We start from the raw sequence: 14,946 nt of genomic DNA, 5'->3' as shown, positions 1-14,946 counted from the left end.
GGTTCTCAAGCCCTGTCACGGTCACGCGAAATACAACCGTCGTCAACCGCTAAAATGAACGTGGGCGGTCGGATTCATTTTCACACTTCCTGAGGCAAAAGGCAGTGGGCGACCATGCGCCGGTTTGTCATTCTGGAACACGACAGCCCCCGCGGCCTTCATTACGACTTTATGCTGGAAACGGCGACGCTCCTCGCCACATGGGCGCTTGCCGAAATCCCAGTCACCGGAAAAATTATTCCTGCCCAGCAACTGCCTGACCATCGCAGGATTTATCTGGAATACGAAGGCGAAATCTCCGGTGGCCGCGGGACGGTCCGTCGCTGGGATGAGGGGACCTACCTTCTGAGCAAGCGCACCAACCTCATGCTGGAACTCGTCCTGGACGGGAACAGGTTGCGCGGTCGGGCGAAACTTTCTCTCGTCGATCCCGAGTGTCAATCGTGGCGATTCGAGTATTGGACCGAAGGCTCGCCCACAGGTTGATCTGATCCCGTTTGGGTTGGCCGGGCTTCGCGCCGATCTGGATTTTCCTGCCGAAAGAGCTCTGCCCCTTCTCGCCGCCAGACGCGGAACGCTACAGGGCGAAATCTCATCATCTTCGTGCTTTGCTGAAATCCCGACAGGTCCCGCGCAATGTGACTTTTGAAAAGCCTTCTGGAAAGAGCGTCCAAGGTTGGCGATGAAAGGAAACGGTGGATCCTGAGCCTAAGGGGCCGGTCGGAAATCCCCTGGCTTGTCGGCACGGATGGGCGCTGCGTGTGTCCGGACGGTTTTACCGTCTCGGCTTCCCCACAGAACCAACCAGCCATAAGGAGCACAACGTTGTCGCGTTCGCTGTCCGCCCTCATGCCGTTTTGTAATGCGCAGCATGTGGCGTTGCGCGTCGTTCCTGCGTACGTCGATGGACTCTCCGACCTCACGCCGGAGTGGGAAATTGTCCTCGTGGACGACGGTTCCTCGGACGCCACGCCCGACGTCCTCTGCGACCTTGCCCAGGCCTATCCCCAAATCAAACTGGCGCTGCATGCACAGCCGCGGGGCATGTACCTGGCTTACTGCACCGCCCTGGCACTCAGCCGGGGTGAGTTTGTGTTCATCCCCCTGCATCATCGACCCGTCAGCCTGGATGGGCTCCATCGCCTGTGGTCTGCAAGCGCCAGGGTGCCAGTCGTCGTAGGCCTTTATGGGGATCCCTCTTCGAAGCCGCACGTCGAGTGCGTTCTTCTGCACAGGTCAGCCACGTCGCCGATCTTGCCCGCCTTGAGTTCCCCCGAGCGGCTCGCCCAGGTCCTCGCCCGATTCGAGCCCCATGTTGCCACAGTACCGTTACGGGCCGATGCGCAAAGCAGCGATGTCCCAGAACGGGCAAAAGGCTATGCAACATCCGACGGGCCGGAACCTTTGCCCCCGCCACCAAAGAGCGCCGTCCCACGATCGGCAATGGCCATTTTTTCCCGGCTCAAACAGTTTGCCCTCGATGAATAAGGGAGGCTCCCCGGACGGTCAATCTTGGGCCATCCTGTCACGTGTCGAAGATCACCTCCGCTCGGTAGCCGCCTTTCGTGCCTTCGAGCTTCAGGCCGTGATACGTCACCGCCTTGATCTCGATTTCTCCCAGATCGCGCTGGGGATCCAGGGGCCGTGCGACAATTCGGCCGAGTAGTCCCTCTTTGTCAAACATCACGCGATATTTTATTGGCAAGAGGCGATCCGCCGTGCACAACACGAGAACTTTGCTCAGCCAGTCGTGGAAAAGATCTTCCCAAACGGCAGGAAGTTTCTCCGACTCTCCTTCCAATCGCTCATCGATCGACGGCAGCGGTTCGCCCAGCGAGACCGTGATTTCTCGCACCACCGTGGACTGATCCATCGGCGGAACCTCGTTTCTGGTCCCGGATGGCTTTTCACCGGAAGAACCGGTGGGGCCCTCTGAATCGGCCTCGTTCTGCGCGGCGTCGTCTTCCGTCCGTTCGGAGAGCACGCTGGGAAACATTTGTCCCACCATTGCCCGCGCCGCTTCTACGAAAAGCCCTTCCAGCGAGGGCGCGTCAATTCTCAGATGCAGATCGGCTGTATGGTCGAGCACGGTGAACGGCATCTGCTAGCTCCCTCAATATCAAATACTAGCCAAGGAAACTTACCAGCGTACCGACGTTGAGGTGCGGAACACCTCTTCCTGTCACAATACTACGCGCAGAACGAAGTTCCGCCCATTCTCGCAAAAGGCCTGGCGCAATTTGGTTCGGCCGGGCGAGGATATTCCATCCGCTTTGCCAGCACCTGTCGCCGAAGAATCTGCCCGGTCCAAACACAACGGGATGTCTGCTCTATGAGCACTCCTTAATGCTCGATTCGTATCACGAGCGATCGTTTGAAATCGGGCAAAAGAAGGGCAGAATCTAGTTTCCCGGCAGACCATTGATCCGTCCACGGATCGTAGAAGCGCACGGTGGACGTGTCATTGAAATCCCAGGAAACGGGAATCGCAACCTTTGCGCCGGAGATAAGTTCTGGCGGCTTATCCTCCGCCAGTTCACTGCGCCACGTGTTCTCTTTATCGCGGCACCAAAGAAGCGTAACGTGTCTCCCTTTCAAAGCATAGACATACAACCGAGGATGCTCTAACTCCACAGGCTGAAAGTTTTCAGCGGGCGGATCAACACCATGGACTACGGCGGCGAACCGACCAAAATGCCACCACAGATTATTCCTGTCCACATAGACATCCCAGTGCCAGATATGGCCGGGACCGGCAGCGCCCGCAAAAAATGGGGCAAAAAGCACATCATGAAGAATGATGCCGTCTTTATCTTTTGCGTAAAGTTTGAACGGTCCGCTGTGGTTGGGTTCCACTGCCCCGCTTTCCGCTAGCAGAATCGGCTTTTCCACCCCAAAAGAGCGGAGATCCTTGACGGCCTCGGCCGCAAACACCGCTACCGGTCCGTGGCAAATCTGCCAGGCTGCTCCAAGATCCAGATACCGATGCACTTGCAACACATCATTACCGGGCATTTCACAAAGTCGGCGGTATCGCTCGCGCTTGTTTTCATGGTCGTAACTACCCAGGCTTTGCATTGCCAGAGTCTGCGGGAAAAGTCGGTGCAACTCAGGGAGCATCTCCGCCGTCCACGGTTCCCACACGTTAGCCCAAACGGCGTCCATCTCGTTCCACAGTTCCCATCCAAAGATGATTGGGTCACAATCGTAACGCGCGGCATACCATGCGAGCTTACGCTTGTACTGGGCTCGGCCAGCCTCGCCAAGGAAGAAATCCGCCGTGTCCCTGGCCGGGCCTCCATTCTGAAGGAGATGCTGCGGCTTGGCCGCCCAGGCCTGAGTTCCTTCCCCCAGATGTCGAAAATGTTCGGTGCAGAGTTTCAAACGGATTCCGTACTTTCGGGCAAGCGCCAGAAGTGCGTCGATGCGCTGCGCGCGTTCCTCATCGAATACCCCGCTCCGCTCGTGCTCGATGTCAAAAAAGGGGTTGCTCAGCCAGATCCGAACGAAGTTTCCGCCGTTGGCCGAGAGCTTCTTGAACCACTCTTCCATTCCCGCTAGCCCATTGGCGGGCGGCCCAATCATGTTTAGGCCGATGGGAATGTACGGTTTACCATCCGTCAACTCAAAATAGTGAGAATCGCGCGGACTCACCCGCACATGAGGCAACGATTCCTGCGCCCAGAGTTGGCCCCACCAGACCTCCACAACCCACAAGACGGTCCCGACTATCATCGCCCTATGCAAGATCATGCTACGATCTCCTATAACTCGAAGGTCATCGGCTTGCTCCCCAGTTAACTGGCGGCAAGCAGTTCGGGCTTTTCTACCCACCGATTCAATTTGCGGGTGGATAGATAACGCGCCGGGATTATAACCACTGAGAAAAAAGTGCCCCGCGTCTCGCTTATCCTACACGTCTGGAATTGGTCAGGGGAGAGTGGTCTTTTCCGGCTCCCAGATGTCAAACTTTTGAAGTTCGTCCGGTCCCGGATTCGCATAATCGGGATCTTTCGCACGGATGAAGACGTCGCCGTCCGGTCGGATCTTCACCACAATGGGAACGATCGTCACGCCTTGGGGATTGATAGTCTGGGCTGTCTCGGAAAGGTCCTTGCCACGAGCCTCTTCACGCGAAAGCGGAGGGACATCGGCGTTGTAAAATGCGGTGCACCACCATCGCCCGTCCTTGTCCTGAAATAGTGTGCCGTGGCCGAGAAACCGCCCCACAAAGCGGCGTTCACTATAGGGGCCTTCGATATGATCCGCCGTGGCATAGTAGAGATTGTAGCTCCCCTTCCGGGGTTGACGGGTAGACCAACCGGTTCCGAAAAGGACATATTTCTCTCCGAGTCTCTTTATAAAACAGCCTTCATGGCCAATCGTCCCCAACCGGCCATCTCCCTCTGTGGGGCCAATTCTTATCGCTTCCGCGGCGAAGTCGCTGAAGTCGGGTTTTAGGGGAGCGATTTGTGTCGCACTCCAAATCAGCCACCATGTGCCATCATCGTCACGAAAGAGTGAAGGATCATGCCGATGGCCGATCTTTTCCCCCATGGGGTTTTCCCATGGGCCGTCAATTGTGGAACGCCTCGTTAAGGAAAGGTTCGAAGCACGCACGGGTGACGGACTCGTATGCACCAATGCCCACCGATGACCTAACCAGTGCAGCTCCGGTGCCCAAAGACGCCACTGGGACTCAGGCACAGTCCGAAACCGTTCCGGTCTGACCTTCGCCCAAATCCCATCCTTTAGGGTGAACGGTTCACCACAGTATTCCCAGTGGATGAGGTCGGGGCTGCACCAAAGCCGCATTTTCCAGCCCACGATACTTTGAGGCCCCAAACCGGTGTTGTAGATGTCCTCTGTCTCGCGAGGGTCGCCGGGAAGTGGTGTTGTGCCCGTAAGGTAGTAATTCTCGTCCGGGCCCAGCACAATGTATGGATCGCGGATCCAGCCGTCCTTGATATGGATCGCTCGGTTATGAGCCTTTAAACCGGTTGCAATAGCCTCGGGCGGATCTGCCGCCAGCGTGTCTTTTGAAAGCCCGACAACCAGGAGTAAAACAGCCAGGAACCTTCGCATGGCGACCTCCCCTGGAGTAGTGACGGCTATGGCATGCAGCCGTCAGCCTTGATGGGACGTGACGGTGAAAAACCTCGGAATCATGGTCGTTCCTCTCCGTGAAGACTCTCATGATAAGCCAGCGAATCGAGGCGACAAGGTGCTTGCGCAATCGCGCAACTGATTTGCGCAAGATTGTGTTGCATCAGCACGTCTGTTTGTTCACAATCCAAAGGAAAATTAAATAGTTCCGCCGATTACTTCTGCGGGCAGCGCAGGCCGGCTGGATATCACTCAGTACTGGAGGGACGGTCACCATGGTGAAGCAAGTCGTCTGGCAGCGATTTTGTACTGGTGTTTTGGTTGCAGGGCTCCTCTCGGTCCTGACATCCGCCGGGCTGCTTTCAGCACAGGAAACCGCGTCCGCACGTCCGAACATTCTCTTCATTTGCGTGGACGATCTGAAACCCATTCTCGGCTGCTATGGTGATCCGATCGTCAAGACGCCTAACATGGACCGTCTGGCGCGACGCGGAATGCGATTCGAACTGGCTTTCTGCAACCAGGCCGTGTGCGCCCCCTCGCGGAATGATCTCATGCTCGGATCGCGCTCCACCACGATTGGAATCTACGGCCTGAGCGAGAATTTTCGCAACGCTGTCCCCGATGCTGTTACCATGCCCCAGTACTTCATGAAACACGGCTACCTCACGGAATCGGTGGGAAAGGTGTTTCACGTGGGCCACGGAAATCACGACGATCCCGCCTCATGGAGCGTCCCCAGCGTCATTGAGAAGGTGGTGGAGTACGTTGACCCGAAAAACTCCGCCAACGGTCAATTAACACGGGAGGAAGCCTATTTTACCAACCAGAAACTCGACCAGATCGGCCGTCTTCCGCGCGGAGCCGCCTGGGAGAAACTGGACGTCCCGGACACCGCTTATGCCGATGGACGCATTGCTGAAGAAGGCATCAAGCGATTGCGCGCAGCCAAAGAGCGACGTGAGAAGGACGGCACCCCGTTCTTCATCGCTCTGGGGTTTGTCAAACCACATCTGCCCTTCACCGCACCAAAAAAGTACTGGGATCTCTATGACCCCGCCGAATTCAAGCCTGCCGCTTTTCAGGAATTGCCGCTGGGAGCTCCGCCGATCGCCGGCAAGCGAGGCGGTGAAATTCTCAACTATGATCCTCTAAGCTTGGAAAATCTGAAGACCGACGAGATTCAGCGCACGTTGATCCACGGTTATTACGCCGCCACAAGTTTCGCCGATGCTCAGATCGGAAAAGTCCTCGATGAACTTGACCGCCTCGGCCTCGCCGATTCGACCATCATCGTGCTCTGGGGCGATAATGGGTTCCACCTGGGTGACCACGGCATTTGGACCAAACACACGAACTACGAGCAGGCGGTGCGTATTCCCCTGATTATTGTGGCACCGGGTGTCACGCCACCAGGTTCTGTCACCCGCCAGGTGGCCGAGAATGTGGATATCTTCCCCACCCTGGCCGAACTGGCAGGCCTGCCACGCCCAACGGGTCCTCAGCCCATTGAGGGCGTCAGTTTGGTCCCGGTGCTCCGCGACCCCAATGCCCGGGTGGATGACCACGCCTACCACTGCTATCCGCGGGGCGAAATCATGGGACGGGCCATCCGCACAGAGCGCTATCGGCTTGTGGAATGGAAAAAGATTGGAGCGCCCGCGAGTTCGGCACAGTATGAGCTTTACGACTACCAAACCGATCCGGAAGAGCGTGAAAACCTCGTGGACAAACTTCCCGAAGTCGCCCAGAAGCTCAAAGAGATCCTTGCTCGGTATCCGGAAGCAGCCGTCCCCTTGGCCCAGCGACGCAAAAGCCGTTAGGGCATTTCATTCGACAACCAGCACCGCTTCCGCGAATCCTAACAGAAACCGTGGCGCCGAATCTTCCCACGGACAGGCCACGTCGAATGTCACAACGTGGCGACCTGGCATCGCCTTGCGGGGGACTCCGACCGTTAATGTCACCGCCGTTTCCGTTTGCAGGCCCGCAAGGACAGGGGCCCATTCCTTCCACGAGCGGCGTGCCGCCGGCACTCGTGATTTGCGCCACGAGAAAGGTGGAACGGCACGCACCCGGAACTCCGCTTCCTTATCCAAATGGTTGAAAACCACCACTTTGAAGGCTGCGAGGTCGCCTGCTTTGACAGTTTGCTCGTAGGGATCTGACCTGAGCCAAAACTCGTCCATTCCAAAATGTGAATCCGGCCAGGGTAGCAACCGGGCAAGAAGTTGCCGCCTTTCTTTCAATCGGCCGATGATCGCCTCGCAAAAATCGGGAGTAAACCGAAACGCTCGATCCACATGACAATTGAACATGTGAGTGGGCCGCAGTTTCATCACCAGTTCAAGGCACCGCTGAAACCCCATTCCATCATGAAGAAAATTCCTGTTTTGGATGCAGTAATCATCAATTCCCGAGGGCGTGAACGAATCACCGACGAAGAGTAGCCGATCCGAACCGCTCTCGACCAGAAGCGCGCCGTGATACAGTGTTTGTCCAGGAAATTCAAAGGCCGTTAAGCGAAACTCGCGCCACGAGAAAGTCGTTCCGTCTGCAAGCACGTGATCAACTTTGACCTGAGCAGGTGAAATACACGGCAAACGCCACGCCAGCGGCCGGGTGACCACACCGGCCACCGACGGAACAGCGTAACAAGGGCAGCCAAATTTCTGGAGGAATTCGGGAACGGCGTCCACGTGATCGTCGTGGTAATGGGTGATCCACAGGCCTTCCACTCGCTTGATCGTACCCCGGGAGAGCAGGCTCTCCAACGCCTCGATAACCCGGCGATTCCCGCAGTCCATAACGAAGGCCGCTCCATCTTCAGAGATAAGAATCCAGCTTGTCCCGACGTGCCGGAGATAGGGAGGTACCTCCAGGGTTTCCTGGAAAGGCAACTGATCGGGCTGCCCTGCAAATTCGGTGAAAAGTTCGGGGAAATAATGCCGCAGGGCCGACGTGGAGACATAGTTTCGGTACAGTGTTTCCAGACGGTCGAGAACGCTCGTGATGGCCTCATGCGGCCTGGTGATAATCCCTCCGTGTGAAGTGACGAGAAGATCGGGTTTGAGCTCCAGGACACGGCGAAGGCTCGCCTCCAGCCATTCTCGGGCCCCTAGATACCCGTGGTAATCAGATATTCTCCTCTGCCCCCGCTGGAATCCTTTCTGAAGCGAGAACAGATCGGGAAGCTGCCCGGGCCCGGACAGCAGATCGCCGCAGAAAACGATTCGCCGGCCGTCCACCTCCACACAGTAGCTGACGGCGCCGTCCGTGTGCCCCGGCGTAGCCACGACTGTGATCCGACCCGGTCCCCAGGTCAACGATTCGCCGTCTCGCACGGTTCGAGTCACGGCTATGGGTTCAGGCAACGTCCAATGGTGCGGATGCTGGTTGTAGATGTGCCAGCGGGTCCCTGGTGCAGTCCAGTAACTCGTCACTTCCGTGAAGAGCTTAAGCTCGTCCTCCGGTACAACGACCTGGACTTCCGCTGAATGCCCCTCGAGCCCCCGAGCCTGTTCCCGATGATGATGGGTGACGAACACCGTGCTGATTTTGAGACCTTCTTGCCCTGCCCAGTCAAACACCTCTCTGTCGCCACAATCGAAGAGTGCCAGCTCGTGACCGTTTCTCAACACCCCCACATGAATCGGGCCCCAAAACACGCCGAGGTGATCGGTCAACCACTGAACCGTCCCCGGTCTCGGCGAACTGTCCGCGCCCGCCAGTGCCACGGACTGCCGGATGGCCAGCAGCAACGGGGCAGCGAGTGATCCCTGGAGAAGCCCTCTCCGGGAAAAACGGTGATGACGTACATCAGGGATTTCGGCAGACTTCATCCGCTCATCCTCCGGGAATTCACGACCGGCGAGCATCGGGGAAATTGTCCCTGTCACCAAGGCGAAGCGGCACGCCTCCAGTATGTCTTCCGCCGTACTGAAATCAAGCGGTCACACCGCTCAACTGCCAGAATGCTGTCGCCCTGACTCTTCGCGATCGACAACGAGAAACTTATCAATGGAAGAAGCCGAGCCACCCACTGGTTGAGAAGCCTTACTTTTGAGAGAAGCTCAATTGCCCCAGCCACGTTTGGCTGGTGATCGACTGTCTGTAACATGCTAGGGAAGCTCACCCGCGATGTTCGGCCGAATTCGCATCCAACGAACCTCGCGGAGTCACATACAATTATGAATTCGCGATTGCGCTAAGCCAGTCGGAAAGCCCATGATCCGCGCTCACCTCCGTTGAGCCATTTGCAGCGATTCGAGGGGACCTTTCGTATGGCAGATAAATCCAGCGACTCTTTACGATCAGAAGTCCCGCACGAACAGGAATCCGAATCTGGCTTTGAGGAACTTCTGCGCTACACATTAGCGGGATATATTGGAGGATTTGTTGCGGGTGTGATTCTCGACACGCTCGGTTTTCAACGAGCCGCCCTGGGACAATGGCTTGTGAGAACGCTGGGGGGTGAAGCGGAAAGTATCTTCGAAGGGTTTTTCGCACTCCGGCAGCGGATTCTGAGAAAGGGCGCGTCCATCGCCGAAAGCTACGCCTGGGGCAAATTCCTGGGCATGATCGCTCCCTGGATCATTGACGCTGTCAGCCGACTCCTGGGGCTGGATGTGTACAGCGTCGAGGGGTTCTACATCCCCTATTTTTATGCGATGAGCGACCAGATTGGGGCAAATCTCGCTGGAATTCTTCACTTCCGCCAGGAAACCGGCGATTGGACAACAGCCTTTCGCAGGTACTTCCATCATCCTGTCATGCTGGCCAGTTTAGGAATTATCCTCATTGTTCCCGTTGGGCTTCTTGTGGCACGCCTTTTGGGATTCAGTCCCACCACACAGGTGGCCACAGCGATGGAAATCATCGCCTCCAATTTGTGCTGGATACCTCCCGCGGTTGGCTGGCTGACAGAGAAGCGTCACGTGACGCGGTCCACCAAAGAATAGATACTGGCACACGGTAAAAACGTTGAGAGCGGGTATTCGGGAGAATGGTTCCTCGGTCGAAAAAAGCTGTGCGGCGATTAAAATCAACAGAAGCCCAAAATCGAACGCCATTTGCGTATGCTCGAGGAAGAGCTTACCCGTCTCGGTCCCCAATGAGGATGAAATAAACGATCCGGTTCGGTCGAAAATGAGGTGGAAGCGGGCCATGGACCACAAAACCACATGGTTTTCTATTGAGCGGAATCCGAATGAAACCCTTCTCACATTTCATCCCGAGCCACATGTTCGCTTTTGGCCGCCGTCCGTACTCCGTGAAATGCCTCTCCCGCGAAATTTGATCAGGGGCGGAAAAGTGGTGATCACGGGACCGGGATCTGTCTGGATGTACGCCCATGCGGCTGCCATGATTGCGGCGGAAGGTGGTTGCGTGGAAGTGCGCAAGCCACAGGATCAAGCTGCCCGGAATTTGGGCGACAGCTCGACTCAGCCATCGTGTTCCCCCCGGGACTTCTTCACCGTGCACTACCGGGAGTTTGGTGACGAGCACAGTATCGCCCTTGTGAAACTGGATATCAGACCCAGCCCGCCGTTGACGAAAGCGGAAATATCAAAAGTCGTCGAGGCAGTCGGCGACGAACTGAAGAAGCTACCGGGTAATTCAAGCATTTGTTTGACGGGCTCCGGCCCGGTGGAAGTCTACGCGGGAATTGCGTCGGCTGCGGTTTCCCAGGGAGTTTGGCGCATCGTTTGTATCTCGCCGCGGGATGGATACGTTTCCGTGTGGCCGGGCAAAGGGGAAGCACCCGGGTTAACCTCAGAGGCCATCGGTTGGATTCACACTTTACTCCGGCCGAAGCAGGGCTCGGTCACTCTGGGCGTGGTGGGCGATCCCAATTGCGGCAAATCGGTATTGAGCAGAGCGCTCTATTACTGCGCTATAAGGGCCAGCTACTGGGCCTGGCGTTTTGATTCGGATGGTCAGTCTCCGACACCCGAGTGGTACCTCCTTCTTCGCCAGGAATCGCCAGAACAGGCAGAACAATTGCGGAAGTTACAAAAGATCGGGTGGACACATGAAATGGAGAAGCTCTTAACTCGACAACTGACCATCGCCCGCGATTATTTCGATGTGCTCATCGTGGATCTGCCGGGAGGTCATCTGAAGGCATCACCCCCTCAACGGATTCCACCGGGACGGGAAATGCTGTTCAATCTCATCGATCGGTTCATCATTGTGTATCAGGATCAGGGCTCGCCCCAGCCATGGGTCGAGGCTCTTCGGGAACATCAACTGCACAAGCGAATTGTCGCAATCATTGCCTCAGCCAATCCTCGCGAGCCACCAAGTTTGACGCTCAATAAAACGGCCGACAATATTTGGAGAGGGCATGCTACAGGCCTGGACCGCGCAGTAAAGCTGGATAATATTGTGAGTTCTTTTCAGGAATCGCTCCTCCCCTTTTGGAATGCCCTGTGTCCTCGCCCAAAGTCACCGGGCGACAATCCAGATCGCTGAGAATATCCCGCGCCGTGATTGGCCTCAGCACATTGAATGTATCGCCCCTTAGCGAGCGACATGAGGTGGCGTAAGACCGGCCGAGACTTTATCCAAAATGAGAAGCCAGTCCTGGCCCCGGCCACTCCCTGGAGCACGGAGAGCCAAGGATTCCCCCGGTCTTTTCCGACCGCCGTCGTGAATTCTTCCCGTGCGTGGATCAAACCACCATATCTGGACCTCCTCTCGCGAGGCTGTTTCCCAGTGAACCCTCAGTGATCCACCGGTAGGCAGATAAACGAGTACAAACACATCATCAATGGAGCGTGCACAACGGCGATGGTCGGCCCCTTCCAGCTCGTTACCCTGGATGAGCGATTGATCCGGCACCAGCCTGTACCAGGGACGCTGGGTCAGGATCGCCCGCATGAGGCCCATCTGGGCACTGCCCGGATGATGGAGGGCTTCTTTCCACGGCGTACGAGCGAAGGAGATGGGCTTCCGGGGCGGCTCGTACATTTGCCAGATATTATGATTCCCGTACGTATGCCCACACGCGCCACTCAACATCGACCAGTAGGCCGCCTGACGAACGTCCCAATCGTCGAACCAATCTTTCCCCTGTTTCCAATTGACGGGATGATCCTCATAACGTGGCTCGCCGTCCAACACAGGCTTGATAGGCATCAAGTCCCGCAAAGCCAGCGTCGTTTTGTAGTTCGGCAGATTGAACGCACTGTGCCCGGACTGAAACATATTAAACGCCAACCAACTATCCTTGTGAAACCACGTCGCAGAATTTGATCCACCCATCGGGTGGTATGTCATTAGATGGGCGCCGCCATCCCCTTCGGCAAGTCCTGCGGCAAGTGCCCGCACAATGGCAAGATGCCGATCATTTTCCGGATTCCGATCACCACCAAGAATCCAGATGATGGCGCGGTCTCGATACCGTCGCCCCAACCATCGTCCGTAAATCCTGGCGTTTTCCGGAGTAAAGATTTCCGGTCCCACGCCCCACTTTTTATTCCACTTGTCACCCCAGGTCGGTAGCATTCCGATGAATAAACCGAGTTCTTCCGCACGCTGAACAATCCAATCGACGTGATCCCAATAGTCATTATCGGGACCTTCTTTGACAGCCGGTCTTGTGGGATCGTCATTCAAAAGCGGGACGTGGCCGTAAGCATTGGGAGTGTGCAGGCCATCGAGTTCCGCCAATACCACCGCCTGGATGACAGTAAATCCCTTTTTCGCGCGGTCGGATAAATACAGCTCTGCTTCCTCGCGATTGAGTCGATGAAACAATTCCCACGCGGTATCACCAAGATAGAAAAATGGTTCTCCCTTGTCAGTCACAAGGTAACGTCCATTATCAGAGACACGAAGACGCTGAGGCGTTGCCGCATTGACGCTGCGAGCACAAATGAGACTAACTATTAAGACACACAAACAACTCCAGTATATCCAGAGCGCATTCCGACCTTGCAGAATCATATAACGTTCCTCACGGACAAAATGGTTTTCTTCCGTCAACCAACGCATACTGCGTTCACGTCATAATAAACCAATGAGTATCGATAAATCTTTTAGGACGTCAAGAGTTCCGGCAAACGATCGAACAGTTCTGAGGCCTTTTTAATTAATTCGCGAAATGCTTCTGGCGATTGCATGATGTGCTGCACACGGCTGCGTGGTGAGCGGCTACCGTGGGCACAGGAGTTCCGCGCGTGCTGGACGTCGGTGAGCAACTCCCTGGCGTCACCACCCAGTCGATTGAACAGCTCCGTTTCGCCCTTTTGACGAAGCTCGTATGCCAGAGGATCCCCGGATAAATTCAGGATTTTCGCGGCTGCAATGAGCAGGGCTTCGTACATCAGGACGGCAGCCCGGAAATAGTCTCCATGATCCAATGCCTCCACCGCGGACTGCCGCACCCGTTCGGCAAAAGAGCCCTGTTTGGTCCATTCCAGGCGTTCCCTCAGCAGCCGCTGCAACTCCCTCCCTACAGCATCGGCCGCTTGGATCGCCTGTTTAGCGAGAGATTGCGCTTTGGATCGCGCCGTGTGGAGCTGGTTTGTGTTTTCCAAAAACCAACTCTCTTCCGCATCCACGCCCAGGCATTGAGCAACGGGTGCATAGTTTCCGGTAAGCTTGAGGATGGCTGCCGCCTCGGTATCTTCCACCAACTGCTGACAGATGGGCAACTCGATCACCGGCGTAATATCCCCTTGACGCGCTTCAAAAACACCCGAGAAGAATCGGACATTTTTCACACCGTGAGTCCAGCGCATCAGAGAAATGACAAACGTTGCAATCACCGGCATGTGACGAAAACCATGGCTGATGTCGAATATAACATCGTTGCCGTGCGGGACATTGTCAAATAAAGCCCTCGCGATCTGCTGCTGAGATTGCGGATCGAGCGCCTCGCCGATCAGGCATAAGCGCAATTGGAGAGGCCGCGCATGTTCATTGAGGATCTGTTCCCACTTTTGTAAAGATTCCAAATCAACATTTCTGGCTATGACGCGATCGTCGATGCGACAATATTCTTCCTCACCGATCGCATCTTGGTCGGGAATAATTCGAATGAGCTCCGACCAAAGCGAGGCTGACGTCCCAAGAACTACCCAACGGTCAATTTCCACACCAATATGCCGTAAATATTCGACTAAAGCGGTCCCAAAAAGAGAGGTTTCTCTATCAAAGTGGCCACCATCCGAAAGGGTGAAGCGGTATATAGTCTTGCGATACTCCGACCGGGCCTGCTGCGGCTGGATCTTCTGCCCCGTGCCTAAGAAGCTGATCACACTCGTGGACATTGTCACTGCCTCCTTCGCCGAATGCCGGGTTATCGGTTCCCTTTCATCCGCTCCAGTATAGTCGCACCGCTGTCTATTGCCAAATCGGGCGACGAATAACCGTGGACTTGACCGTTTCCCCCTCTCATTCTCGACAAACCACTTGCAGGATTGACATTGCGGACGGTGAAGGACTCGCCCTGCTGACCAGGCCGCCGCTCGATCGCTGGCAGCCGAGAAGTTCGGTCCGGTAGGATGTCCCACGGACTGTGGTCCGGATGATTGGGGTTATGGACCAGGGCACGTTCGCTTGCCCTCGTCTGGAAGATCGAAAGCCTCGATCCGGTCACGGATCGGATGGGCCACGCCTCCACCCGACGGGCCAGCTCTAATCGACCGTAGCCTGATGCCTCGGCGAACAGAACCGCCCCGTCGCTTGAATCCGCTACCGTAACGACTCCACGTCGCCACGATAAGCGCCACTGTAACAAAATGTTTGGATCACCAGATTTTTTCTTCGCGTGTGTTTATTTCAGGAGGGCACATTCGGCCATCACTTCAGTCCCAAGCGCACGGCCAG

At 56.2% G+C, this 14,946-nt stretch carries 11 protein-coding genes; 5 read left to right on the top strand and 6 right to left on the bottom strand.

The annotated features are described in order from the left end of the window. The first annotated feature begins 114 nt into the window (after positions 1-114). Together H5U08_RS01420 and H5U08_RS01415 are read left to right on the top strand one after the other, a co-directional pair. Positions 115-486, top strand: coding sequence for a DNA polymerase ligase N-terminal domain-containing protein (locus tag H5U08_RS01420; RefSeq protein WP_297029391.1), 372 nt, complete (start codon positions 115-117; stop codon positions 484-486). A 339-nt stretch (positions 487-825) separates the two neighbouring features. Beyond that, the gene (locus tag H5U08_RS01415) at positions 826-1,488 is read left to right on the top strand and encodes a glycosyltransferase (RefSeq protein ID WP_297029389.1); all 663 of its coding nucleotides are present in this window, start codon (positions 826-828) and stop codon (positions 1,486-1,488) included. A gap of 37 nt (positions 1,489-1,525) precedes the next feature. Here the strand turns inward: H5U08_RS01415 and H5U08_RS01410 are convergent, their stop codons facing one another. The 3 genes from H5U08_RS01410 to H5U08_RS01400 form a co-directional block, all read right to left on the bottom strand. Further along, complete coding sequence (locus tag H5U08_RS01410) at positions 1,526-2,101, bottom strand: archease (protein WP_297029388.1); 576 nt, start codon at positions 2,099-2,101, stop codon at positions 1,526-1,528. Positions 2,102-2,343: 242 nt separating this feature from the next. Next, the gene (locus H5U08_RS01405; protein ID WP_297029387.1) at positions 2,344-3,753 is read right to left on the bottom strand and encodes a cellulase family glycosylhydrolase; all 1,410 of its coding nucleotides are present in this window, start codon (positions 3,751-3,753) and stop codon (positions 2,344-2,346) included. A 177-nt stretch (positions 3,754-3,930) separates the two neighbouring features. Continuing rightward, a complete protein-coding gene (locus H5U08_RS01400; RefSeq protein WP_297029385.1) occupies positions 3,931-5,085 on the bottom strand; it encodes a family 43 glycosylhydrolase in 1,155 nt (384 codons plus the stop codon). A gap of 296 nt (positions 5,086-5,381) precedes the next feature. On the opposite strand from H5U08_RS01400, the gene H5U08_RS01395 reads away from it, so the two are divergent. Continuing rightward, positions 5,382-6,929, top strand: a complete 1,548-nt coding sequence (locus H5U08_RS01395) for a sulfatase (RefSeq protein WP_297029383.1) — start codon at positions 5,382-5,384, stop codon at positions 6,927-6,929. Between the two features lie 6 nt (positions 6,930-6,935). On the opposite strand, the gene H5U08_RS01390 is transcribed toward H5U08_RS01395, so the two are convergent. After that, positions 6,936-8,984: an MBL fold metallo-hydrolase gene (locus tag H5U08_RS01390; RefSeq protein ID WP_297029381.1), complete on the bottom strand. Its 2,049-nt coding sequence runs from the start codon at positions 8,982-8,984 to the stop codon at positions 6,936-6,938. 405 nt (positions 8,985-9,389) lie between these two features. Here H5U08_RS01390 and H5U08_RS01385 point away from each other — a divergent pair, with 405 nt between their 5' ends. Together H5U08_RS01385 and H5U08_RS01380 are read left to right on the top strand one after the other, a co-directional pair. Beyond that, a complete protein-coding gene (locus H5U08_RS01385) occupies positions 9,390-10,067 on the top strand; it encodes a hypothetical protein (protein ID WP_297029380.1) in 678 nt (225 codons plus the stop codon). 205 nt (positions 10,068-10,272) lie between these two features. Beyond that, entirely contained in the window at positions 10,273-11,583 is a 1,311-nt protein-coding gene (locus H5U08_RS01380) for a hypothetical protein (RefSeq protein WP_297029378.1), read from the top strand. A gap of 48 nt (positions 11,584-11,631) precedes the next feature. On the opposite strand, the gene H5U08_RS01375 is transcribed toward H5U08_RS01380, so the two are convergent. Beyond that, the gene (locus H5U08_RS01375; protein ID WP_297029376.1) at positions 11,632-13,059 is read right to left on the bottom strand and encodes a glycoside hydrolase family 140 protein; all 1,428 of its coding nucleotides are present in this window, start codon (positions 13,057-13,059) and stop codon (positions 11,632-11,634) included. Positions 13,060-13,151: 92 nt separating this feature from the next. Next, positions 13,152-14,387 carry a TIGR02221 family CRISPR-associated protein gene (gene csx2, locus H5U08_RS01370; protein WP_297029375.1) on the bottom strand — a complete coding sequence of 412 codons (1,236 nt, stop codon included), beginning with the start codon at positions 14,385-14,387 and terminating at the stop codon, positions 13,152-13,154. Positions 14,388-14,946: the final 559 nt, after the last annotated feature.

This window comes from Thermogutta sp. (assembly GCF_014359955.1).
Lineage (GTDB): Bacteria > Planctomycetota > Planctomycetia > Pirellulales > Thermoguttaceae > Thermogutta.
The sequence above is the reverse complement of the archived record's forward strand: the minus strand, read 5'-3'. Positions and strand labels throughout refer to the sequence as shown.

What these genes read in the sequence shown, in the direction of transcription:
- H5U08_RS01420 (WP_297029391.1), top strand. Translation starts at nt 115, where the DNA reads ATGCGCCGGTTTGTCATTCTGGAACACGACAGCCCCCGCGGCCTTCAT.
- H5U08_RS01410 (WP_297029388.1), bottom strand. Translation starts at nt 2,101, where the DNA reads ATGCCGTTCACCGTGCTCGACCATACAGCCGATCTGCATCTGAGAATT.
- H5U08_RS01405 (WP_297029387.1), bottom strand. Translation starts at nt 3,753, where the DNA reads ATGATCTTGCATAGGGCGATGATAGTCGGGACCGTCTTGTGGGTTGTG.
- H5U08_RS01400 (WP_297029385.1), bottom strand. Translation starts at nt 5,085, where the DNA reads ATGCGAAGGTTCCTGGCTGTTTTACTCCTGGTTGTCGGGCTTTCAAAA.
- H5U08_RS01395 (WP_297029383.1), top strand. Translation starts at nt 5,382, where the DNA reads ATGGTGAAGCAAGTCGTCTGGCAGCGATTTTGTACTGGTGTTTTGGTT.
- H5U08_RS01390 (WP_297029381.1), bottom strand. Translation starts at nt 8,984, where the DNA reads ATGCTCGCCGGTCGTGAATTCCCGGAGGATGAGCGGATGAAGTCTGCC.
- H5U08_RS01385 (WP_297029380.1), top strand. Translation starts at nt 9,390, where the DNA reads ATGGCAGATAAATCCAGCGACTCTTTACGATCAGAAGTCCCGCACGAA.
- H5U08_RS01380 (WP_297029378.1), top strand. Translation starts at nt 10,273, where the DNA reads ATGGACCACAAAACCACATGGTTTTCTATTGAGCGGAATCCGAATGAA.
- H5U08_RS01375 (WP_297029376.1), bottom strand. Translation starts at nt 13,059, where the DNA reads ATGATTCTGCAAGGTCGGAATGCGCTCTGGATATACTGGAGTTGTTTG.
- csx2 (WP_297029375.1), bottom strand. Translation starts at nt 14,387, where the DNA reads ATGTCCACGAGTGTGATCAGCTTCTTAGGCACGGGGCAGAAGATCCAG.